The organism is Alkalilimnicola ehrlichii, from assembly GCF_003399765.1.
Taxonomy (GTDB): Bacteria; Pseudomonadota; Gammaproteobacteria; order Nitrococcales; family AK92; genus AK92.
The window spans coordinates 113,406-135,669 of record NZ_NFZV01000011.1 but is presented as its reverse complement, the minus strand read 5'-3'; the positions used below and the strand labels follow the sequence as shown (position 1 = coordinate 135,669).

19 protein-coding genes and 1 pseudogene are annotated in these 22,264 nt (G+C 58.6%); 10 read left to right on the top strand and 10 right to left on the bottom strand.

Going from position 1 to position 22,264, the window contains the following annotated elements; all coding sequences use genetic code 11:
- Positions 1-90 precede the first annotated feature (90 nt).
- Entirely contained in the window at positions 91-1,176 is a 1,086-nt protein-coding gene (locus CAI21_RS12190) for an ABC transporter ATP-binding protein (RefSeq protein ID WP_116302546.1), read from the bottom strand.
- 337 nt (positions 1,177-1,513) lie between these two features.
- On the opposite strand from CAI21_RS12190, the gene CAI21_RS12185 reads away from it, so the two are divergent.
- Positions 1,514-2,470, top strand: coding sequence for a LacI family DNA-binding transcriptional regulator (locus CAI21_RS12185; protein WP_116302545.1), 957 nt, complete (start codon positions 1,514-1,516; stop codon positions 2,468-2,470).
- 57 nt (positions 2,471-2,527) lie between these two features.
- On the opposite strand, the gene CAI21_RS12180 is transcribed toward CAI21_RS12185, so the two are convergent.
- From CAI21_RS12180 to CAI21_RS12160, 5 genes are all read right to left on the bottom strand, one after another.
- Entirely contained in the window at positions 2,528-2,974 is a 447-nt protein-coding gene (locus CAI21_RS12180; protein WP_116302544.1) for a methyltransferase family protein, read from the bottom strand.
- Positions 2,975-3,052: 78 nt separating this feature from the next.
- On the bottom strand, positions 3,053-3,700 hold the full coding sequence (locus tag CAI21_RS12175) for an SCO family protein (protein WP_116302542.1): 648 nt from the start codon (positions 3,698-3,700) through the stop codon (positions 3,053-3,055).
- A complete protein-coding gene (locus CAI21_RS12170) occupies positions 3,697-4,464 on the bottom strand; it encodes a formylglycine-generating enzyme family protein (RefSeq protein WP_116302541.1) in 768 nt (255 codons plus the stop codon). The genes CAI21_RS12175 and CAI21_RS12170 overlap by 4 nt, the downstream gene beginning before the upstream one ends.
- A gap of 45 nt (positions 4,465-4,509) precedes the next feature.
- Entirely contained in the window at positions 4,510-5,655 is a 1,146-nt protein-coding gene (locus CAI21_RS12165; protein ID WP_181919397.1) for a multicopper oxidase domain-containing protein, read from the bottom strand.
- 186 nt (positions 5,656-5,841) lie between these two features.
- On the bottom strand, positions 5,842-6,528 hold the full coding sequence (locus tag CAI21_RS12160; protein WP_116302539.1) for a cyclic nucleotide-binding domain-containing protein: 687 nt from the start codon (positions 6,526-6,528) through the stop codon (positions 5,842-5,844).
- Positions 6,529-6,774: 246 nt separating this feature from the next.
- On the opposite strand from CAI21_RS12160, the gene CAI21_RS12155 reads away from it, so the two are divergent.
- The 3 genes from CAI21_RS12155 to CAI21_RS12145 all read left to right on the top strand — a co-directional run bounded on the left by CAI21_RS12155 (position 6,775) and on the right by CAI21_RS12145 (position 10,841).
- Entirely contained in the window at positions 6,775-7,221 is a 447-nt protein-coding gene (locus CAI21_RS12155; RefSeq protein WP_116302538.1) for a universal stress protein, read from the top strand.
- Positions 7,222-7,765: 544 nt separating this feature from the next.
- Positions 7,766-9,148, top strand: coding sequence for a hypothetical protein (locus CAI21_RS12150; protein ID WP_116302536.1), 1,383 nt, complete (start codon positions 7,766-7,768; stop codon positions 9,146-9,148).
- A gap of 67 nt (positions 9,149-9,215) precedes the next feature.
- A complete protein-coding gene (locus CAI21_RS12145; RefSeq protein WP_116302535.1) occupies positions 9,216-10,841 on the top strand; it encodes an AMP-binding protein in 1,626 nt (541 codons plus the stop codon).
- A 94-nt stretch (positions 10,842-10,935) separates the two neighbouring features.
- Here CAI21_RS12145 and CAI21_RS12140 read toward each other — a convergent pair whose 3' ends face one another.
- The 4 genes from CAI21_RS12140 to CAI21_RS12125 form a co-directional block, all read right to left on the bottom strand.
- A complete protein-coding gene (locus CAI21_RS12140; RefSeq protein ID WP_116302533.1) occupies positions 10,936-11,568 on the bottom strand; it encodes a response regulator transcription factor in 633 nt (210 codons plus the stop codon).
- Between the two features lie 5 nt (positions 11,569-11,573).
- Positions 11,574-13,094, bottom strand: coding sequence for a PAS domain-containing sensor histidine kinase (locus tag CAI21_RS12135; RefSeq protein ID WP_116302532.1), 1,521 nt, complete (start codon positions 13,092-13,094; stop codon positions 11,574-11,576).
- Positions 13,095-13,183: 89 nt separating this feature from the next.
- On the bottom strand, positions 13,184-13,729 hold the full coding sequence (locus CAI21_RS12130) for a hydrolase (RefSeq protein ID WP_116302531.1): 546 nt from the start codon (positions 13,727-13,729) through the stop codon (positions 13,184-13,186).
- Between the two features lie 20 nt (positions 13,730-13,749).
- Positions 13,750-14,181 carry a MaoC family dehydratase gene (locus CAI21_RS12125; RefSeq protein ID WP_116302529.1) on the bottom strand — a complete coding sequence of 144 codons (432 nt, stop codon included), beginning with the start codon at positions 14,179-14,181 and terminating at the stop codon, positions 13,750-13,752.
- A 185-nt stretch (positions 14,182-14,366) separates the two neighbouring features.
- Between CAI21_RS12125 and CAI21_RS12120 the strand changes: the two genes are divergently transcribed.
- The 6 genes and pseudogenes from CAI21_RS12120 (at position 14,367) to CAI21_RS12100 (ending at position 22,243) form a co-directional block, all read left to right on the top strand.
- Positions 14,367-15,740: a malonyl-CoA decarboxylase gene (locus CAI21_RS12120; RefSeq protein WP_116302528.1), complete on the top strand. Its 1,374-nt coding sequence runs from the start codon at positions 14,367-14,369 to the stop codon at positions 15,738-15,740.
- A 27-nt stretch (positions 15,741-15,767) separates the two neighbouring features.
- Positions 15,768-16,516, top strand: a pseudogene (phbB, locus tag CAI21_RS12115) (acetoacetyl-CoA reductase).
- Positions 16,517-16,529: 13 nt separating this feature from the next.
- On the top strand, positions 16,530-17,573 hold the full coding sequence (locus tag CAI21_RS23885) for an acyl-CoA dehydrogenase family protein (RefSeq protein ID WP_220348096.1): 1,044 nt from the start codon (positions 16,530-16,532) through the stop codon (positions 17,571-17,573).
- Positions 17,567-18,319 carry an acyl-CoA dehydrogenase C-terminal domain-containing protein gene (locus CAI21_RS23880; protein WP_220348093.1) on the top strand — a complete coding sequence of 251 codons (753 nt, stop codon included), beginning with the start codon at positions 17,567-17,569 and terminating at the stop codon, positions 18,317-18,319. Before CAI21_RS23885 ends, CAI21_RS23880 begins: the two co-directional genes overlap by 7 nt.
- A 21-nt stretch (positions 18,320-18,340) precedes the next feature.
- Positions 18,341-19,762 carry an NAD-dependent succinate-semialdehyde dehydrogenase gene (locus tag CAI21_RS12105; RefSeq protein WP_116302527.1) on the top strand — a complete coding sequence of 474 codons (1,422 nt, stop codon included), beginning with the start codon at positions 18,341-18,343 and terminating at the stop codon, positions 19,760-19,762.
- A 315-nt stretch (positions 19,763-20,077) separates the two neighbouring features.
- Positions 20,078-22,243: a TonB-dependent receptor gene (locus CAI21_RS12100; protein WP_116302526.1), complete on the top strand. Its 2,166-nt coding sequence runs from the start codon at positions 20,078-20,080 to the stop codon at positions 22,241-22,243.
- Positions 22,244-22,264: the final 21 nt, after the last annotated feature.

The following is a 22,264-nucleotide window of genomic DNA, read 5'->3' as shown; positions in this document are numbered from 1 at the left end:
CGTTAATGTTGTTTTTGTAGTAAGCGAGACATCTGTCGCGGGGAAAAATCGATGTTTCTGTGAAATCGTTTTCATGGTTGGGCAAAAAAATTACGCAACGCGCAGACTGGCGCCCGATGGGTCAAACACATGGCACGTGTGCTCGACCGCATTCAAGGTAACGGTATCTCCCGGCTGGAATTGTTGGGCGGCGTCGTTTAGCTTGACCGCCACCCGTTCCCCTTCGCTGGCCAAACGGGCATGCAGAATGGAAGCATCGCCGAGCCGTTCCTGCACCTCAACGAAGGCGGTACTGCCGTTACCGGCGCGGGTTAGTTTGAAATGTTCGGGGCGGATGCCGAGCATGGCCGGCCCCTCGTTTCGTTGCAGGGGGTAGGGGACTTTCAAGGCCAGCTGGTCGCTAACGCGTGCGAGCGATCCCCCGCCGATCGGCTCAAGCCGGCACGGTAAGAGGTTCATTTTCGGCGAGCCGAGAAACTCCGCCACGAATCGATTGGCAGGTTGAGCGTATAACTCGATGGGCGGGCCGACCTGTTCAAGATTCCCTTGGTTGAGAAGGGCTACCCGGTCGCCTAGGGTCATGGCTTCGACTTGATCGTGGGTAACGTAAATCATTGTCGCGCCGAGCTCTTCATGCAGACGGCGAAGCTCGATGCGCATCTGTACCCGGAGGCTGGCATCGAGGTTCGATAAGGGCTCGTCGAATAGGAAGACTTTCGGTTTGCGAGTGATTGCGCGGCCGATCGCTACCCTTTGGCGTTGACCGCCCGAGAGATCTTTCGGCTTGCGATCGAGTAGGTGCGAGATCCGTAATATCTCGGCGGCACTGCCCACCCGTTGCTTGATCTGCTGCTTGGTATGGCCGGCGAGCCGTAGCGCAAACCCCATATTCTCGGCGACGCTCATGTGCGGATATAACGCGTAGCTTTGGAAGACCATGGCGACGCCGCGTTTCGCCGGTGGGGTATAGCGATGGTCGATATCGTCGATGAAAAGCTCGCCGCCGGTAATATCCTCAAGCCCGGCGATCATGCGTAGAAGTGTTGACTTGCCACAGCCGGACGGGCCGACCAGAACCATGAACTCTCCCGCTCGAATCGTTAGGTTCAGGTTTTCGATGACGGTATCCGATGCGCCGTAGCGCTTACGAATATTACACAAGCGTAATGAGGCCACTGTTATCTCCTCCTTAGTTAATCATGCCCGAACCGCCCCTAAACTGGACGCATTGGGAATGCGGTTAGGGTGTTTGCTCAGCTAGACATGAAATCGTTTTCATAATTTGTTATAAGTAGTAGCGGGGAATTCTCGATCTGTCAATGGTATTGTTCCTCGTGTCTCGTAACCTCATTCGCTCAGGTGTAATGCCGGCCTGCCCAAGGCAGTCGACATACGGCGGGTTAAGGTTCAGGGGCAGGAGATTTTCTGCTGGATAAGGGGAAAGCGTGAAAACAACGGTGAAATCGGGTGGCTCCGGTTCGGCAACGGTGCAAGAAGTCGCGCGGGTGGCGGGGTGTCCATCAGCACGGTATCTCGCATACTCAACGGGACTGCGCGCGTTTCTCGGGAGAAGCGGCAAGCGGTGCAGGATGCCATCGCTCAGTTGAACTTCGAGCCGAACCGCTTGGCCCAGAGCCTTAAGCGCGGGCGGACAATGACAGTTGGCGTACTGACACAGGATATCGGCAGCTCTTACTTTAACGAAACCTTGCAGGGCGTCGATAAAGCGTTGGCAAATACCGGGTATGCGCCGTTGATTGTCAGCGGTCACTGGGATACGCAGGACGAAAGCGACCGCATCCGTTTGTTGATCGCGCGTCGGGTCGACGGAATTATTATCCTTTACGGTACATTAGAGCCGGAACAAATCCTCGCTTATACCGAACAGGTACCTATTGTCGTGACCGGGCGTCGGATCGAAGCAGAGCGCGCCTGCGCGATCGATCTCGATCACGAAGCGGCGGGTTATGCGGCAACCAGACATCTGCTGGACTTAAACCATCGACGCATCGCTCACATTAAGGGACCGGAAGAACATCGCGATGCCGTGCAACGTTTCGCCGGATATAGACGTGCTTTGTCCGAAGCGGGTGTTGATTATGACCAGCGTTTGGTCGTTAACGGTGACTTTCGGGAGCCGAGCGGTCTGTTGGCCGTCATGGAACTGCTGCGGCGGGGCGTGTCGTTTACGGCTATTTTCGCTGCGAACGATCAAATGGCGTATGGCGCGAGGTTGGCCTTATATCGCCATAACATCCGTATTCCGGAAGATATCTCGTTGATTGGATTCGACGATCTTCCTTCCTCCAGTTATACCACGCCGCCGTTGACGACCATGCGTCAGCCCTTGTTCGACATGGGGCAGACGGCGGCGGAGTCCCTACTGAGTATTATCGACCAGAAGCGGGTCGAATCGATGAGGGTTAAGGCGGAGCTCGTGGTTCGGGAGACCACGCGACGTTTGACTTAAGCTATTACAGGGGGCTTTCACCCGGTTGTACGGTATCGACAATGCGCTGTTGGCCGCTTACAGCCACCGGCGCACTCTGCTCTTATAGTCGACGTACTGCTGGCCGAATTGTTTCAGCATGGCACGCTCCTCGTAGCGGATATACCAGAAGTGGGTGAGGAGCACGAAGCCTGCAAGGGGGAGGAAAGGCGTTATAGAGCCCAGTAGTACAGCCACGCCGACCAGCACAATCACGAAGCCTAAGTACATCGGGTTGCGCGTATAACGGAATAGACCCTCGGTCGTCAGCGTATCCGGTTCGCCGAAGGTGTCGATGTTGGTGTCTACCGCCTTAAATAAGTCCGCGTGCCATTTGGCAATACCAAGGCCGATAAGCACAAGCGGAATCCCCAGCCAACGGTAAGGCGCGCCCCATAAATGTACGAGTGGTGCTAAATAATTTAGTCCGATCATGAGCACAATAGCGATTGCCATAACAAACGGCGGCAAAGTCAGCGCTCTCATTCACTAGCCCTCTAAGTGTTTCCTTAAGTATCTCGTACATTAGGGGCAGCGTCGTTAACCTGGGTTATTGTGCGCAGGCTAATGTTTTGATCTTTCGGTGGCGCGTTCGGAGATAGCCTGCACGATGGGTTGCGTCGGCTGTAGCAAGCCTTCGCTGCGGTGAACGATTTTGCCCTCTTCGTCGAGCGCGGCGATAAGGTTGCTGTGGTCAAAGCTGCCGTCGCCGTTATCTCGGTAGCGCACCCCGAGCAAGGTTGCCAGCGTTCTAATCTGATGAGGTTCCCCATGTAGGAAGTGCCAGCCTTCCCGATCGAGGGCGCGTTCCTCTGCATAGGTGGCTAACGCATCGGGAGTGTCATGAAGGCTGTCGAAGCTAATCACAAGTACCCGCGTTTGTTGGCGCAGCGTTTTCGGTAGATCTGTCTGGATTCGGGTCAGGTCGTTAACCAGGACCGGACAGGCTGTGTTGCAGTTGCCGTAAATCATCGTTATGAGTACCGGCTGACCGCGAAAGTCGCCGAGCGCCACACTCTGGCCGCGATGGTCGGTCCACTGATCCTCCACGTGGTAGAGCGAGTCTTGATGGTTGACGGTAGCCGCCGGTAGCGGTTCGTGGTGATGGCCGTGGTGATGGTGGGCGTGGCCGGAGTGGGCGAGTGCGGTACCCGACGATAAGCCCAACGTAAGGGCGGCGAGTGAGGCGAGACAGTGTCGTTTCAAGCTCATAATGGTTCCTCCACATTGTAAGCACAACGAAACCCCAGCGTGCTGGTGGTCGAGCGGGCATTGAAGTTGCTGCGGGACTGGTAGCGAAAGAAGGTGGCGTAGTGTTCTTCGTCGAATTTCGGCATGAAGCGGGCGGTATCGCCGCAAGAGCCTCCAAGCAGATCGGTTTTGTCGCCTTGGGTGAGTAACAGCTGAAAGTCTTCGACCCATTCGAGCACAAGCCCGTGCATGTCATGCAGCCCTAAGGGACCGGGCTCGGTCGCGGCGACCGGCGCCAGATCGCGAGACTTCGGATTGGTATACCAGGCAAACAATGCGTGGGCGTATTCGCTCCCGGATTGGTTGCTGGCATTACGTTGCAGAGCGGCGGCGTATTCCCATTCGTCGAGGCTGGGTAAGCGGCCGCCTTGGGCCGCGCAATAGGCGCGGGCGGCGTACCAGGACACATAGGTCACGGGGCGGTCGTCGGCCGCCGAGCGTTGCCCGAGCGTCAGCGCTTGCGGCCAATGCTTGAGGTAGTTGGGCTGAGCGAAGAGGCGGGGGATTCGATCCCGTTGCCAGGCAGGCTCCTGTCTTACGAATGCTAGGAACTCGGCATTGCTGACTTGTCTGGCATCCAGGTAGAAGGCGTCGATGTACGTTTCCCGAGTGTTTTCGTCGAGTAGAATCGGTTGCTGAAAGTAGCCCCCGTCGATGCGAACCGGCTCGGCCGGTACCGGCCCGGAGGCGATCAGCAGTGCGGCGAAGAAGATGCTGTGACGCATGACGAGGGCTCCCTTGGTTTTGGCCTTAGCTAGCCGGGTTTAAGCTCAGTTGCGGGGCTCGGCGATTAAGGTGCCTACGGCGCCGCGTTCGGCGTCGGCAAACTCGTGGTCGACCAGCTTGTAAGCGCCCGGTTCGGGAACAATGAACTCCATCACGGCGCTGTTGCTGGCACCGAGCAGCACCGTTTGCATACCGCGCCACTCGTTCTCAACGTTGCCTTCGTACCAGACCCGGTCGAAAATCGCTCCGATGACATGGAAGCTTGAGGTGTCGCTCGGGCCGGCGTTTAGCAGGTAAAGGCGCACGCGGTCGCCGGCTTTGGCGCGCAGCGGGGTGGCATTAAGTGCGTTGACATGGCCGTTGAAGGTGACGTGGCTGGGGTTGCGGTCCAGCGCCGCTTGATGGTCGTAGCGATAGCCGTCGCCGTCTTCGGTCAGGTAGAACTCGGACTGTACGATCACGAACTCGTGGTCGACTTTGTCGTCGGTCGGAAAGCCCTCGCGCGGCGAGACCACAACCGCACCGTACTGCCCCATGGCGGTATGCATCAGAACGCTCGGCGTACCGCAGTGATACATATAAACGCCCGGATAGTTGGCGACCCACTCGAACTCGATGCTCTCGCCGGGCGCGATAGTCCGCCACTTATCGTCGGCCGCGACGGTTCCGCTATGGAAGTCCATCGAGTGGGGGACGGGGCTGATGGCCGGTGCGTTCTTCTGATACGGATTTTGCTGCAATTGGGCGAAGTAGGGTGCGCCGCCGCGAATGGGTTTGGTGACGACCACCTCTTCGTCCGAACGGTTCTTCATGGTGAAGACGACACGGTCGCCTTCGCGTACGTGAAGCGTCGGCCCCGGGACGCTGCCGCCATACGTCCACGCGGTGAAGCTATAGCCCGGCGCGACTTCGACTTCCTGCGCGAATGTGTCGAGTCGCACGTGGTGGGTACGGTTGCCTTCGTAATCCAATGGTTTTAAGTGAGGCAACGCGGTTAAGTAATCGCCTACAACCGGCGGGCCGTCATAATCCTCTTCAAAAACACGCGCTTCAGGTAGCCCGAAAATCATTCCGTCGACAATGAACTCCCCTTCGTGCTTTAGGCGAGACTCCGCCGCAAACGCGCCAGGCGCCATGCTAAGTGCGAACGAAACGCCGGCGAGTGCAGTGAGTAGTTGTTTTCTTGGCATTGTGTCGACCCTCCTGAATGGGCGTATAAGAAGCATTTGCTAGGTATCTTTTACGGCTTTGCATCAAGGGGTTCATTGATTTACATCAAAACCTAATTTTTGCTGCATCAATAGTCTTAGCAGATGGCCAGGCGCGCACCTCGCGCGATGCGCGATTCCGATGGCGTTTTAAAGGAAGGGGGTGTCTTAGGCGAGGTCGTCGTAGACGCAGAAGCGTCGTAGGGCGGGAATATCGGTTAACTCGATTCGGCGGCCGCGAGCTTTAACGCCCATCTCGCGCAAACGAGAGAAAGCGCGCGAGAGATTTTCCGGAGTCATGCCGAGTCGGCGTGCCAACATACCGCGCTGTTCGGTGAGTTGCAGTTGTGCGGAATCGGCGTCGGTGTCTGCTAGGCTCAGGAGATAAGCACCTAATCGCTGGGGCGCGGAACGCAGCTTAAGATCTTTTACTTGCCGACTTAGTAGGCGCCAATGGCGCGCCAACTCGCGAGCAACGGCAAGTGTTAGCGTGTGTTCTTGCTCGACCAGGGTGCGGAATTGTTCGCCGGGTACCATCAGAATGCGGACGTCTTCCACGGTCCGGGCGGACATCAGGTAGGGGGCTTCGAGAATCACCGCAGGCATGATGAAAACCGCGCCGCTGTGGAAAAACTCGACTACGGTCTCGCCCTTGTCGTCGGAGGTTCCGATCAGTGCAACGGAGCCTTCCAGCAGGATGTGGATAAAGCGTGCCGCTTCGCCTTGCCGGAACAAGGTGGTGCCCGCAGGCATGTCGAGCTCGAAAGCGTCCTTGAGTAAGGCTTGCCGTGCCGATTCGGGCAAGGGGCCTAAAATGGCGTTATCGTTTAGGCGCTCAAGATCTCTGTCCTGCATGAAAACTCTCTGTTACAAGCTGCCCGGCGCCGAGGAAGGTGAAATCAAGTGGTGACAGCGCGGGTTAACGAAGAATACACGGCGGCTTCGTTGCTAAGCAACAGGCCGACCGCGATTGAATCGACATCGCTGAGCAATATGATCGAAACTAGCTTAGATTTACCCGTTCAGCGGGCCGGCGAGCAGCACCTAGCCAGGAGCCGGTGAACCGGTAAATCTTCTCTACTTTTCCACCCAGGAGAGCTTATGTACAGCAATATCTTAGTTCCTATCGACGGCAGCATTACTTCGATGAAAGCCATGGAAGAGGCCGCACGCCTTGCGCGGCTGACTCAAGGCGAGGTGTGTTTGCTCCATGTCGTGGACCTGTTGATCAATATACCCGACTTCGAGGCGCCGGCTCTGAGTTTAAGCGAGCTACAACCGGCCATCGAACAGGCGGGCGAAGAGCTATTGGCAAAGGCCAAGGCGCAACTCGACAAAGAGGGTGTTAAAGTTCGCACCGAGCTGTACAAGAGCAGCGGCATCCGGGTGTCGGAAGCGATTCTCAACAGCGCCCGCGAGCAGAAGGCGGACATTATCGTTATCGGTACGCACGGCAGGCGCGGTTTCGAACGCATGATGATGGGGAGCGACGCCGAACAGGTCGTACGCAGCTCGCCGGTGCCGGTGCTATTGGTGAGACATCGGTAAGGCACGCATCGCATTACCTTTTGCTATCTGGTGTCGTGGACGCGGATCGCTGTAAGGTACCTAGCTTAATCGTTAAGCCCGGTGTTAAAGCCGGGCTGTATTCTCTGCGGCCATTTTACTTTTCTATCGGGTACCGCCGCGCCCGCATCCTGGTTCCGTCAATCGCGTAAACCCTTCCAACACCGCCTGCGGAGCATCGCGTACGGCGAAACGCTAAAAATACCTCCTCGCCTTCCTGCATGTAGCGCACCCGTCTTGGGTATCTTCGTCTCTTTCCCCTTGGGTAGCGCCGAGTCATCGAACATCCCGCCGACGCTAGATTTCGTGCCGCTTGCGCTACATCGGGCCCGTTTCACGGTACCAAGCGTACGCATCGTGTTTTGCTCTAGTTTGAGCCTTTTCGAAGTGGATTTGAGTGATTGTTACTGCAAAACCAAGTAAAAACCATTGAATGATGGAGTAGTGTTGCCTAGTATAAGAGGGTGGTAACTGGCAAGTTGCCCAACCTCATAACGATAAGAGCCAGTTGGAGGAGAGGAATATCATGTCCCTCAAGCATCGGCAGTCAGGTGCCGAACAACCGTATATGCTCGGGCCATTGAAGCTCCGAGTCCCATTCGTTCATTACAAGATTGAGCTTCCCGACATCTTGCAAGGGGTCATTCTGTGTGTCGTACCGTTAGGCGTAACGGCGCTCATGACGCAGGTGCTGGGGATTCCCTTCGAGATCGCGGTTGCGTTCGTTCTGATCAACAATCTGCTCTATCTCGTACATACGCACTTCGGCGACCCCGCCATCGCTGGCTGGATCACTGCGGGAATTCCGCTTTATATCGCGTTCCTAAGCGGCTTTCCGGAAGGCGAGGCGCGAATACTGGCATTGATTGCATTACAGATAATGGTCGCGGTGGTGTTCCTCGGCCTGGGCATCTTCAAGGGCGCGGATGCACTCGTTAAGCGAATGCCCATGTCGCTCAAGGCCGGGATTCTCATCGGTGCGGGTGTCTCCGCGATTATGACCGAGTTCGGTGCCGACGGGCGCGTCTGGACGATGCCGATCACCATTCTCACCGGTGCCGCACTCGGGTTCTTTATGCTGTTCTCGGAGACGGCTAAGCCCTTGCGCGAGCGTTACAGTTTTTTCCGTTATGTCGCCCAGTACGGAATCGCCGTGCCGTTTCTTGTCGCTTATATCCTCGGGCTGCTCATCGGCGAGGTGGAGGTGCCGGTGATCGAATGGGGCTTTACCGTCATCCCGGTCGGCGAGATTCTTCGGGACTACAGCATTTTTGGCCTTGGCTTGCCGCCGCTTGAGTACTTCGTTGCCGCAGCGCCCCTGGCGTTGGCCGCATACATCATCGCTTTTGGCGATATCCTGGTCGTCGACTCGCTGTTCAAAAACGCCGATGCGGTGCGTAAGGACGAGAAGCTGATCTTCAGCCCCAAGCGCAACAGCGTCATCGTCGGTATCCGCAATCTGTTTCACGGACTGTTCGCGCCTTTCCTTAGCCTGTCCGGGCCGGCCTGGACAGGTGGCCAAGCCTTGGTCATCAACCGCTACATGAATAATCCGCGCAAAACCATGGATAGCTACTGGGGCGGTGCTGCCAGTCTTTACTGGGGGATGACGATCGCACTGGTGCTGGTGCCGGTGGTGTCGTTGCTCAAGCCGGGGCTGAATATCGGCATGGCGCTGACACTTCTGATTCAAGGTTACCTATGCGGCTATCTTGCGATCGAGATGCTTGAGGGTAAGAGCAACCTCCAGCGAGGTATTGCCATCATCGTTGGTGCTGTCCTAGCGACGAAAGGGGCTGCCTGGGCCTTGGGTATCGGGCTGGTGTTGTGGTTGGTGCTGGAACGCGATTGGCTGACGTCAAAGCTTAGCAAGACGCCGTCGGAGAAAGAGCGCAGCACCGAGGTATGAACGACGCGCCTCCGAGGGAGGTTCGGAGGCGCTTTTCTATCTTCTACCTTATAAGAGGCATCTGCTAATGGATGAAATATTCGAACAAGGCTTGAGTAGGGTGGACGCAAACTACACCGCGCTAACGCCCATCTCTTTTCTGGAGCGGACCGCTCTGGCGCATCCGTGCCGCGTGGCGGTCATCTACGGCGACACGTCGCGGACCTGGGCCGAGGTTTATCGACGCAGCCTTAAGCTGGCGTCCGCGCTGCGCAAGCTGGGGGTCTGTCAGGGCGATACGGTCGCGGCTTTGTTGCCTAATACGCCGGCAATGCTCGAACTGCATTTTGCCGTGCCGATGCTGGGTGCCGTGTTGAACGCCCAGAATACGCGTCTGGATGCGCGCACGATTACCTTTATGCTCAACCACGGTCGCGCCAAGGTGTTCTTTACCGACCGGGAGTTCTCGGAGCGCGCGCAGGAGGCAGTGGCAGGCTGCGACCACAAGCCGATTATCGTCGATGTGGACGACCCTTATGCCGAAGGCGGTGAGCTAATCGGCAGCATGACCTATGAGGAACTGCTCGCCACCGGCGATGACGACTTCACCTGGGAGCGGCCGAGTAACGAGTGGCAAGCCATCGCCCTGAACTATACCTCGGGCACGACCGGGAATCCGAAGGGCGTTGTCTATCACCACCGCGGTGCTCACCTTAATTCGCTCTCCAACATCATTGGGTTAGGCCTGCCCGCAGGTGCGGTTTACCTCTGGACCTTGCCGATGTTTCATTGCAACGGTTGGTGTTATCCCTGGGCCGTTACGGCGGTGGCGGGAACGCACGTCTGCATCCGACAGCCGCAGCCTGCCGTCGTGTTCGATGCCATTGCCAAGCATGAGGTCACCCATTTCTGCGCGGCACCTGTTGTTTTGAACATGTTAATCAACGCGCCGAAGGAGCAGAAACAAGCTTTCGAGCATACCGTCACCGTGGCCACCGGCGGTGCGGCGCCACCGGCGGCAACCATCGCCGCTATGGAGGCTATGGGCTTGAATGTCGTTCATCTGTATGGTCTGACCGAGACCTACGGGCCGAGCATGATCTGCGAGTTTCAGGACGATTGGCATGAGCTGGACATCAAACAGAAGGCGACCAAGATGGCGCGTCAGGGAATTACCATGCTGGCCATGTCGGACATGATGGTTGCCGATCCGATCTCCATGGAACCGGTGCCCCAGGACGGCGAGTCCATCGGCGAGCTGTTTCTCCGCGGCAACAACGTTATGAAGGGTTACCTGTGTAACGAGAAGGAGACGACAAAGGCGTTCGCCGACGGCTGGTTCCATACCGGCGATCTCGGCGTTTGGCATCCGGACGGCTATGTGGAGATCAAGGACCGCTCTAAGGACATCATCATTTCCGGTGGCGAGAACATCTCTACCCTGGAAGTCGAGAGCGTTCTTTACGATCACCCCGGTGTCTTGGAGGCGGCGGTGGTGGCGGCGCCGGATACGCATTGGGGCGAGGTGCCGTGTGCCTTTGTCACGCCGCGGCATGACTATGGCGAGTTGACGGAAGAGGAGATTGTCAGGCACTGCCGGGCCAATCTGGCCGGTTTTAAGGTGCCTAAGCGAATCGTGTTCATGGAGGAGTTGCCGAAGACATCCACCGGCAAGTTGCAGAAGCACGTGCTTCGGCAGCAATTCGTAGCCTGAAAGAGCAGCGCGCGACAGGCTGCCGACACAATCCGTTCGGCAGCCTGTCAGGGTGCTTTAGCCGGAAGGCGTTATGCCGGTGGCTGGTGCGATCTTATTCGGTGACCTTTATGATGCCTAGCGCAATGGCCATCTGGACCAGTTCGGCCAGGGAGTCGGCTTCCATTTTCGCCATCAGCTTGGCACGATGGCCTTCGACCGTTTTGCGGTTGATGTTTAACGCATCTGCCGCCTCCTGGTTCGACAGGCCGGAGGTGATCAGCTCGAACACTTCTTTTTCCCGCCGTGTCAGACTGTCGTAGCGCGCTTTGCGGCTGGTCTGTATCCGCTTCTGGTCGCAGCGGCGGCGATCGCGTTCCAGCGCGCTATGAACGTGATCGATGAGAACCTGGTCGTCGAACGGCTTCTCGATGAAGGTCACCGCGCCCTGCGTCATCGCGGTAACCGCCATGTCCACATTGCCGTGGGCGGAGATCATGATGACGGGAAGGTGAATATTGTGCTCGGGAAGCTTTCGCTGCGCGTTGATGCCGCTCAGTCCCGGCATGCGAACGTCGAGAATAATGCAGCCGCTGGTATCGGGCCGATACGCGTTAATGAAATCTAATGCGTTTTCGTACGACTCGGTGGTAAGACCCACCGACTCCAGCAGCCATTGTAGCGAGTCTCTAACGTCCGGATCGTCGTCGACGATAAAAACCTTTTGTTGATATTCCTGAGCTTGCATGCGTTTTAGTCGGCAACGTTTAAAGTGAATGTGAAGCAGGCCCCGCCCGCCGGGAGATTATCGACCCAGATTTCGCCGCCCAGCCCCTCTACTAAAGAGCGGCTGATGGCTAGACCCATGCCGAGGCCGCTGTCCTTCGTCGAATAAAAGCGCTCGAAGATGCGCGGCAAATCGCTTTCCGCGATGCCGGGCCCTTGATCCGTAACCATCACCTTGAGTTGTCCCCGGTCATGGTGCTCGACGGCAATGGTGACCCTCGCCGGCTCCTGGTCGGGGGGGCGTGCCGACGCTTCGATCGCATTGATGACAAGGTTCAGCAGTATCTGCTCCAGCTGAAGCTTGTCTGCCCGCACCGGCGGTAGGTCGGGAGCCAGATCGGTCTGCAGCGATACATTGCGCCGTTCGGCGTTAAGCTGGGAAAACTCAATCAGCTCGTCGAGAACATCGGCAATGTTCAGGTTTCTGATTTTCGGTCCCTGCTTGCGCGTGAAGTCCATCATCCGGTGTACAATTTCTCCTGCCCGCATAGCGGTGGAGATGCTGCGCTGGATGGGCAATCTTATGCTTTCCCAGCTGATATTGTCCACGCCGGAGAACCGACGCTCGACCCCGCGTAGGAAATTAACCAGAGCCGACAGCGGTTGATTGAGCTCGTGAGCAAGGCTGGAAGCAAGTTCGCCCATGGTAATGAGACGGCTCGCGTGGTCGATGTCGGCCTGGTATTGCTTGAGTTGTTCTTCGGCCAGTTTCTCGTCCGACAGGTCGTGAGCGACCAGAGAGTAATACTCGATATCGCCGTGTAGCGACCGATGAGCAAGCAGTTCGAGCATGACAGGGATTGCGCGCCCGTCCCGTGCCTGCATCTGCAACTCGCCCCGCCAGTGGCCGCTGCTCTCGGCGAGCGGTAAGGCTTCCTGTCTCAGCCGGTCGTAACTTTGCCGGGCAATGAGCGTGGACAAGGGGATCGCTTTGTAGTCCTCTTGGTCGAGGCCGAGCGTGGTGCGAGCGGCTTCGTTCAGGTGGGTGACGGTGCGGCCCAGACTGACGAAGATCACTAAGTCCTGCGTACTTTCCAGAACGCGGGCCAAGCGCCGGTTCGCCTCGTCGGCCTTGATGCGGTGAGTCGCATCGCGCGACACCACCAGAATCTCCCTGATCTCGCCTGTCTCCGGGCAGCGGATGGTACGGCTAGTGCTTTCCAACCAGGTGTAGTGCCCGTCCTTGCAACGGAATCGATAGGTATGGGTGTAGAGCCCCTTATCGTAGGTAACCTTGGGCGAGCGGCGCTTGAAGTCTTCGACATCGTCCGGGTGGTAGAGATCGTATGCCGACTGGCCGACGATTTCCTCGACGGTAAAGCCCAGCAAGCGTTCCACGGCAGGGGAGGCATAGATGAAGCGCCAGTCGTCCGGGGTGTGGCGCGAGATCATGTCGGTGGACTGCTCAGCCATCTCGGCCAGCAGTCGGTTGCGCTCGGCATCGTCGGTTAGCGCCGATAGGCCTTCCTCTGGAGTGCGAATCTTCATCTCGATGATCGGCGCCTACCTCTTGTCGAATCCGTCGGTTGTCTGCCGAGCTTCCCGGCCGTTAAGGGCCGGGAAGCCGTAACGTGGCGTCAGCGCAAAAACTCTTTGCTGAATGCCTTGAAGGCTTCGGCATCGGAGCGCCTGATCCATTCGAAGCCCACCATTTCGCGGGTTACCAGCGTAACCCCAGCCTGCTCCATACGCTTAAGCGCGATTTCGGTATCGCGCGTATCCCGTGCCGAGATGGCATCTGCCGCCACGTGAACGGACAGCCCTTCCTCCAACAGGCGTAATGCAGATTGTAGTACACACGCCTGGGATTCCATTCCGCATATTACCACCTGGCGGCGCTTGAGGGCATGGAAGCGCTGGGCGAATTCCGGCGCGTCGATGCAGGAGAAATGCGTCTTGCCGACGATATTTTCCGCGCCTACCAAGTTCCGTAGGTTCTCTTCGGTATGGCCCAGCCCTTGCGGGTATTGTTCGGATCCCAGTACCGGCACCTTCAGCAGGTGCGCAAGCTTGACCAGCCAGCTACAGTTTTTGACCAATTTCTCGTTCTCGTGAACGCCCGGCAGCAGTCGGGCCTGCACGTCCACAACGATCACTATCGATTGCTCGGTATTCAACAGCATTGCGTCGTCCTCGCGCTGGGTTAGGCCGGTCGGCGGTCGACCATGTTGGTGGCATAGCCCTCCGCGACGACGGTGTCGCCGACGCGGCAGACGGTTTCCAGCTTGACGCGCCGACGGTCCTGGTCGATCTCGACCACGGTGGCCTTCGCCACCAGCGTGTCGCCGATGTGCACCGGAGCCTTGAAGCGAATCTGTTGGTCGACGTAGATGGCGCCTGGTCCCGGCAGCCGTGTTCCGAGTACCGCCGAGATGAGCGCGGCGCTAAACATCCCGTGCACGATGCGCTCCTTAAACGGGGTCGTCTTCGCGTACTCCACATTCAGATGAACGGGATTATCGTCGCCGCTAATCCCCGCGAACAGCACCACATCGGCTTCGCTAATGGTTTTCGCATAGCTGGCGCTCATCCCAACTTCCAGATCTTCCAGGTAATAACCATGTAATTCTTCCATCGTTCTTATCCTCTGCGCGATACAAACGCTTGCAAGAATAATGGAAAGTCACCGACAAGCCAAGTATTTTTACTTGCTTTTGTGTGGGGGCAGTGCTAGTTTTTCTTTCCAGCGATGGGGTGACTCCGTGTCGTACGGTCCGTCGCGGGAGTCTCCGTTCAGCGTCGAATCGAAGGAGTACGCTTATGGGCAACCAGCCGGCGAGTATTATCGAGCGTGCGTTCAGAAGGCTTATTCCCGGCGGGCGGGAAGCGGTCACCGGCCGGTACGCGAGCAATCACGTGTTGTCGGTGCGGGAAGATCTGCCCGAATCCGATCTTGAAATCGTCAAACAGTGGATCGACGATTGCCTTGCCGAGAATGGCGGCCAGGTTGCCGCGCGGAACCGTGCCGCCATGCTAGGCATGGCGTATCTCCAGCTAAGCGAGGTTGGCAGGGTCCGTTTCCTTGGTTTACTGGCCGAGCAATACGGCGTGGCCGAGCATCAGGTGGAAGCTTCCATCGAAGCCTGGCGCCGCGCCAGCGGTACGCCAAGAGTGACTGCCGCCGCGGCTTTGCGGAAGGTTCTGGAGCCTCCGCGCACCCGCCTGCTTCGACAGTTCAACGGCGTGCCGGCGGGCGTGAAGTTTCTCGTCGACATGCGCGCCGAGATACTCGGGCTACGGAAGGAGCACCCGTCCCTGGAGCCGTTGGCCGCGGAGTTGCAAGATCTGCTGGCAACCTGGTTCGATGTCGGGTTGTTGCAGCTGGAGGAGATCAGTTGGTCGTCCAGCGCCGCTTTGCTGGAGAAGCTGATCGCCTATGAGGCGGTGCACGCGATCAAGAGCTGGAGCGATCTCAAGAATCGGCTCGATTCCGATCGCCGGTGCTTCGCCTTCTTTCACCCCAATATGCCGGACGAGCCGCTGATCTTCGTCGAGGTTGCCTTGGTGAACGGGCTGGCCAGCAATGTGCAGAAACTGCTGGACGAGGATGCTCCGACGCAGGACATCGACCTGGCCGATACGGCCATCTTCTATTCGATCTCCAACGCGCAGAAAGGCCTTTCGGGCATCAGTTTCGGCAACTTCCTCATCAAACAGGTAGTGAAGAAGCTGCAAGAAGAATTTCCCCGCCTTAAGCAGTTCGCCACGCTATCGCCGATCCCCGGATTCTGCCGCTGGCTGGCCGGGATCTCGGCCAAGGAACTGAGCGAACTGCCGGGTGGGCCGGAGTGGTTGAATATGCCGCCGCCCCGCTCCGCCGAGCGGCTGGCAGAGGAGGGGGCAGATGCGGCTCAGGCCGATGTACTGACACGCCTTGCGGCGACCTACCTATGTCTAGCGAAGCGCAGCAACGACAAGGCGCTCGACCCGGTTGCCCATTTTCATCTGAGTAACGGCGCCCAGGTGACGCGCATTAACTGGCTGGCGGATACCTCAGAAAAAGGGTTCAAGCAGTCCGCCGGGATGATGGTCAACTACCTCTACGAGATCCCCAAGATCGAACAGCGCAGCAACCGCTATCTCACGACCGGAGCGGTCGCCAAATCGGCAGTAATAAAAAGGCTCCTTAAGTAAGACAAAACAGACGAACGAGGAAGAACGATGACTCAACGTATTGCAGTAGTTACCGGTGCTACCGGGGGTCTTGGTATTGCTATGTGCAAGGCTCTGGCTGATCAGGGGCGGCGTGTTGTCGGAACCCACCTGCCGGGCGAGGAGTTCCGGCAGCAGGCCGAGCAGTGGCAGCGGGATATGAAGGCGGAAGGCTATGACTTTGCCGTCTATCCCCTGGAAGTGACCGATATCGAGAGCTGTCGGCAGCTGGTGGAAACCGTGGAGAAGGATCTCGGGCCTATCGACGTGTTGGTCAACAATGCCGGCATCACTAACGATGCGCCGCTGAAGCGGATGGCGTCGGAGCAGTGGCAGCAGGTTATCGACGTTAACCTGACCTCGATGTTCAACATGTGCCGCCACGTCTTCCCGGCCATGTGCGAGCGGGGCTTTGGGCGTATCGTTAACGTTTCCTCCCTCAACGGCGAGAAAGGGCAATTCGGACAAGCGAACTATGCGGCCAGCAAAGCTGGCATCTACGGTTTTACCAAGTCATCGCGATGGAAGGGGCTCGCAAGGGCGTCACCGCCAACGCCGTTTCGCCGGGTTATATCGATACGCCCATGGTGCGCCAGGTTCCGGAAAAAGTGCTGGAAAATATCGTGGCCGGTATCCCGGCGGGACGGCTCGGCCAACCGGAGGAGATCGCTCGGGCCGTGGCCTTCCTAACGGCCGACGAAGCGGGCTTCGTCACCGGTACCAATCTGTCCGTTAACGGCGGCCAGTACATGAGTTGAGGGAGAGGCAGCGATGGCAGATTACAAAGCGCCCACGCGGGATATGGCGTTCGTCCTAAAGGAGGTTTCCGGCTTTCGGGATATGTTGCGTGTCGGCAACTACGACGAACTGTCGGAAGATCTGGTCGACGCCATTCTGGACGAGGCGGCCCGGTTTGCCGAGTCGGTGGTAGCCCCGCTCAACCGACTCGGCGATCAGACCGGGGTGGCGCTCGTCGACGGCACCCAGGTACGTACGCCGGCAGGGTTTGCCCAGGCCTACAGGCAGTATGCCGAGGGCGGCTGGGGAAGCCTTCAGTTCGATCCCGAGTACGGCGGCCAGGGATTGCCGTTCTCGCTGGCGATCCCGGTGCAGGAAATGCTGCATGCGGCCAACATGGCGTGGGGGCTTTGTCCGCTGCTGTCGCAAGGCGCCGTCGAGGCGCTGGCGGAGACTGCGAGCGCAGAGCTTAAGCAGTTGTTGCTACCAAAGATGATAGCCGGCGAATGGACCGGAACCATGAACCTGACCGAACCCCAGGCAGGCTCGGATCTGGCTCGTATCCGCGCAACCGCTCGGCCCACCGACGACGGCCGCTACCTCGTCTCGGGGCAGAAGATCTTTATTACCTGGGGCGAGCACGATATGGCGGAGAATATCGTTCACCTAGTGCTGGCGCGGCTGCCGGACGCGCCGCCCGGGGTCAAGGGTATATCCCTCTTCGCCGTGCCCAAGTTCATCCCCAACGAGGACGGCTCGCCGGGCGAGCGCAACGACTGCTACGCGGTATCGGTGGAGCACAAGCTCGGTATTCATGCCAGCCCGACCTGCGTCATGAGTTACGGCGACAACGGCGGTGCCTTGGGGTGGCTGGTCGGTGCGCCGCATCAAGGCTTAGCGTGCATGTTCACGATGATGAACAACGCTCGACTGACCGTAGGCCTGCAAGGCGTTGCGGTCGCCGAGGCGGCCTATCAGCAGGCGCGGGCCTATGCCGAGGAACGGCGGCAAGGTAGCCTACCGGGGTCCGGCGAGGCGTCCCCATCATCCGCCACCCGGATGTGCGCCGAATGCTGATGACCATGAAGGCGTTGACGGAAGCCGCCCGGGGGCTGGCCTACACCGGCTGTACGGCAGTGGATCTCGCCAAGGCCGAGGGGCTTGACGCCGACGCCCGTGCGCAGCACCAGCGGCGCGCCGACCTGATGACCCCGCTGGTGAAGGGCTGGTGCACGGAAATCGCCCAGGAAGTCACGTCGCTCGCGGTGCAGTGCCACGGCGGTATGGGTTTCGTCGAGGAAACCGGGGTTGCGCAGTACTTCCGCGATGCCCGTATCCTGCCGATCTATGAGGGTACCAATGGCATTCAGGCCATGGATCTCGTCGGTCGGAAAACATTGCGGGATGGCGGCTGCGGCATGCGCGAGCTGATCGCGGACATGAAGTCCACCTGCGATAGCCTGGAATCGGTGACGGCGATTTCGCGCGAGCGGCGGGCACGGTTAGTGCAGGCCATTGCCTTCGTCGAGGAGGCGACGAGAACCGTCCTGGAGAAAGGGCGAGACCCTGAGTTCAGCGGCGGGATAGCGTTTAACTTCCTCATGTTGACGGCCACCGCGGCGGCGGGATGGCTGCTCTTCAAGGCCGCCGCCGGCGCCGCCGAGCAGCTAAGCGATCCTAAGGCGAATCACGCCTTCCTGCAGGGGAAGGTGATTGCGGCCGAGTTTTTTGCCGATCATATATTGCCGCGCTGTTCCACGTATTCGGCGGCGATACAGGCAGGCAGCGAATCGCTGATGGCCTTGCCGGAAGAAGATTTTTAATGCGGTAAATAAGGGGGAGATATGTACATCAACGGCGAGTGGGTACAGAGCGAGTCCCAGTTTCCGGTTACCGACCCGGCAACCGGCGCGACAATCGGGCAAGTGCCCGATGCGACCGAGGCCGACATTGAGCGAGCGATCGCGTCCGCCTATGCGGCATTCGCCGACTGGCGCCGCACCACGGCATACGAGCGTTCGCAGTTACTGTATCGGGCCTGGGAATTGATGAGCGCGCGCAAGCGCGAGCTCGCCGAGCTTATGACCCGCGAACAAGGCAAACCGTTAAAAGCCGCGCTGAACGAAGTTCAGTACGGGGCCTCCTTCCTGCTGTGGTTCGCCGAAGAGGCGAAGCGGGTCTACGGCCAGCTGATTCCTTCCGCCCGGGCAGATCAGCGCTTTATGGTGCAGAAAGCGCCGGTCGGTGTAGTGGCTGCCATCACGCCCTGGAACTATCCGATTTCCATGATCACCCGAAAACTGGGGCCCGCCCTGGCCGCCGGGTGCACCGCCGTTCTCAAGCCTGCCGAGAGTACGCCCCTATGTGCCAAGGCGATGTTCGAGATCTTCGACGAGGCCGGCTTCCCTCCCGGCGTGGTCAACCTGCTGACGGTGCGAAATCCCGCCAAGGTAGGCGAAGCTTTCTGTACCGACCCGCGTATCCGTAAACTCACCTTTACCGGTTCGACAGCCGTCGGCAAACATTTGAATACCACCGCGGCGGCGCACATGAAGCGCGTCTCCATGGAACTCGGCGGACATGCGCCGGCGCTGGTGTTTCCCGATGCCGATCCGGTACATGCCGCCAAGGGACTGTCGCTGGTCAAATTCCTCAATACCGGGCAGGCCTGCATCAGCCCGAATCGTATCTTTGTGCACGAAGCGATTGCCGAACCGTTCATCGAGGCTTTCCGGAGTCGGGTGCAAAAGCTGCGGGTCGGTAACGGTATGAGCGAAGGCGTTGCCATCGGCCCGTTGATCAACGAGGCTGCCTTGCAGAAAGTGGATCGCCAGGTGAAGGATGCCGTCGGTAAGGGCGCGCGGCTTGAGCACGGCGGCGAGCGAGTGAGCGACGGCGAGCTGGCCGGCGGGTACTTCTATGCCCCGACGCTGCTCTCCGGCGTAACGCCCGATATGGAGATTTATCGCGAGGAAACCTTCGGTCCGGTCGCGCCTATCGTCACCTTCGATTCGGAGGACGATGTCATTGCCATGGCCAACGACACCCATTACGGTCTTGCGGCTTACATTTATAGCAACAATCTGTCGACGGCGATGCGGGCGTTCGAAGGTCTCGACTTCGGCATTATCGGAATCAACGATATCAATCCGACCAGCGCGGCTGCGCCCTTTGGCGGTATGAAAGACAGCGGCCAGGGACGAGAGGGCGCGCAGGAAGGGATAGAGGAATATCTGGAGACCAAACTCGGCGGAATGGTGGTCTAGTGCCGATCACCTGTCGCGTTGCCGGTTCAGAGCGTCGCACCTTGTGGGCGTGTACAAACCCGCTGAACCGGCAAACCGAATGGTGAACGGCCACTAGCAAATCATAAGAGCCGTGCCGTTTGTCTTGCTAAACGTATTGACAGACGCCCACCGTACCTATTCCCCCTCCGTTGTCCGTTTCCGGAATGATGATAATGGTTATCATATGTTATATGATAACATGCCGTATCATGGCGAGTCGGTAGCCGTTGTTGCCGAATGGGCCGGGCGCCCTCGCTAAAACGACGGTTTCAGTGAACGGATTCTGGGGGATAAATGAGAACTGTAACGCTTGTGGCGGTTACCGCCTGCTGGGTCGGGATCGTTGGGGGAGTAACGAGTTCGAAGGTGCTAGCGCAAGAGCAGGACAGCGATCGGCCGCCGGGTGAGACGCACCAGTCGGCTGCGGCTCTGGAAGGATTGACTATCACAGCTCGGCGTAGAGAAGAGGTTGCCGAAGAAGTACCGGCTTCGGTTACCGTACAGGGGCCAGAAGATCTTGGTGTCGAGCGCGTGCATACATTGAGCGATGTGGCCGATACCAGCCCGTCGACCTTGTTTAATGTCGATAACAACACGTTCACGATCCGCGGTGTCGGCGCCATTCACCAGGCAGGGGTGGACCTTAACCCTGGCGTGGGGTTGTTCGTCGATCAAGTGTTTATTGGGCGTCCCAACGGGGCTTCGCCTTGGTTGGGAGATCTGGAGCGGGTGGAAGTCGTCCGCGGCAGCCAGGCCACGCTTTATGGCAAGAACACGATAGGGGGTGCCGTTAACCTGGTACCTCGTAGTCCGGGGGCGACCTCGTCGGTGGAAGCGGAAGCAACGCTAGGCAACCACGGCTTCCGCCGGGCGAGTCTGGGTGGCGATCTGCCGCTGCTGGACGGAGAGCTGCTGACGCGCGGCTACTTCGCTTACGAACGGCGCGACGGCTACATTCGTAACCAGTACGACGGCGAAGACCTGCACGATACTCAGCGCTACGGAGGACGGTTGACCGCGCTAGGGTTTCCGTCGCTGGACTCGTCGCTCAAGCTATCCCTGGACTTCGAGCGGGACGATAGCGACGGCGCGCAAATGTCCTGGGCTCCGCTTGAGATGGCGAAACGGCATCGTGCCGATCTTAATACGCCGCCCGAACGAGAAGTCAGTCGATACGGCGTCAGCGCCCATTACGACCACTACTTTCCTGCTATCTCTCTCAGTTCGATAACGGCTTACCGCACTTACGATTTCGAGCAGTTCGGCGATGGGGATTTCTCTTCCGTCGCCGGCGACGATTGCACGCCGGAGACGTGTCTGGGAACGGGCCAAACCGAACGGCAATGGCAGTTCAGTCAGGAATTACGCCTGACTTCGGCCAACATCGACGCGCCCCCGGCGGCCGGGCTTTTTAGCTGGACGGGGGGCGTATTTTACATGCACGAGTATTTCGACGGCGTTCAGCTTCTCGATACCACTTTAGTGCCGCGCGAGCAGTTCAGTAGAAACTATTTAGAGCAAGATACCGACACCTATGCCGTCTATGGTATGGCGAACTATCACCTTACCCGCGAGCTGCAATTAACCGGCGGGCTACGTTACTCCTATGAGCTGAAGTCGGGAGTGGCCGGTGTCGAGAGCGAAAGCGGTACCAACTTCTTCGGCATGCCAGACGAGGTCTCGTACCGGGAATCGTATAGCAATGTCAGCCCCGAAATAGGGCTGAATTACACATTAGCCCCGGGCGTGCTGACTTATGTTAAGGCTGCGCGTGGGTTTAAGTCCGGCGGCGTGAGTCAGTTCATGATGCCCGGCGGCGGGCCTAACCGGTATCGTTCGGAGAAAGCCTGGACTTACGAGGGCGGTATCAAGTCCTTGTGGTGGGACGGTCGTTTGCAATGGAATGCGGCCGCCTTTTACGTCGACTGGGAGGATATGCAACAGCGGGTGTTCGTCGATCCGTATAGCCGCGTCGTAGGCAATGCCGCCTCCGCGACGACCTCCGGTTTCGAAACCAGCGTTAACCTACTACCGATAGATACCCTGAGCTTAAGAGCATCCTACGGCTATTTGCACGCCCGCTTCGACGATTTTGTGGTCGACGAGCTGAACGAAGACTACAGCGGGCGACGGCTGCCTTACTCGCCGCGGCATACGGCAACCTTACAGGCCGACCATCGACTTCCGTGGGGCGATACCTACGCCTTAGTCAGTTCGCTGCTGTATCGATGGACTAGCCCTTATACCCTGACGCCGGATAGCGACTATGAACAGTCTTCCGTGCATAGGGTTAACGCAAGCATTGGCGTGAGCGGCGGGGGTTGGCGCTTAACCGTTTGGGGTAACAACCTGCTGGACGAAGAAGAGCTGGCCGGCTACTTCCGGTACGGTGCCGGCGCCGACTTTGCTATTGCGGAAATCGGTCGTACTTACGGGGCGACATTGAGAGTGGCCCTGTAAGGGCAGGCCGCTCGCCAGCAG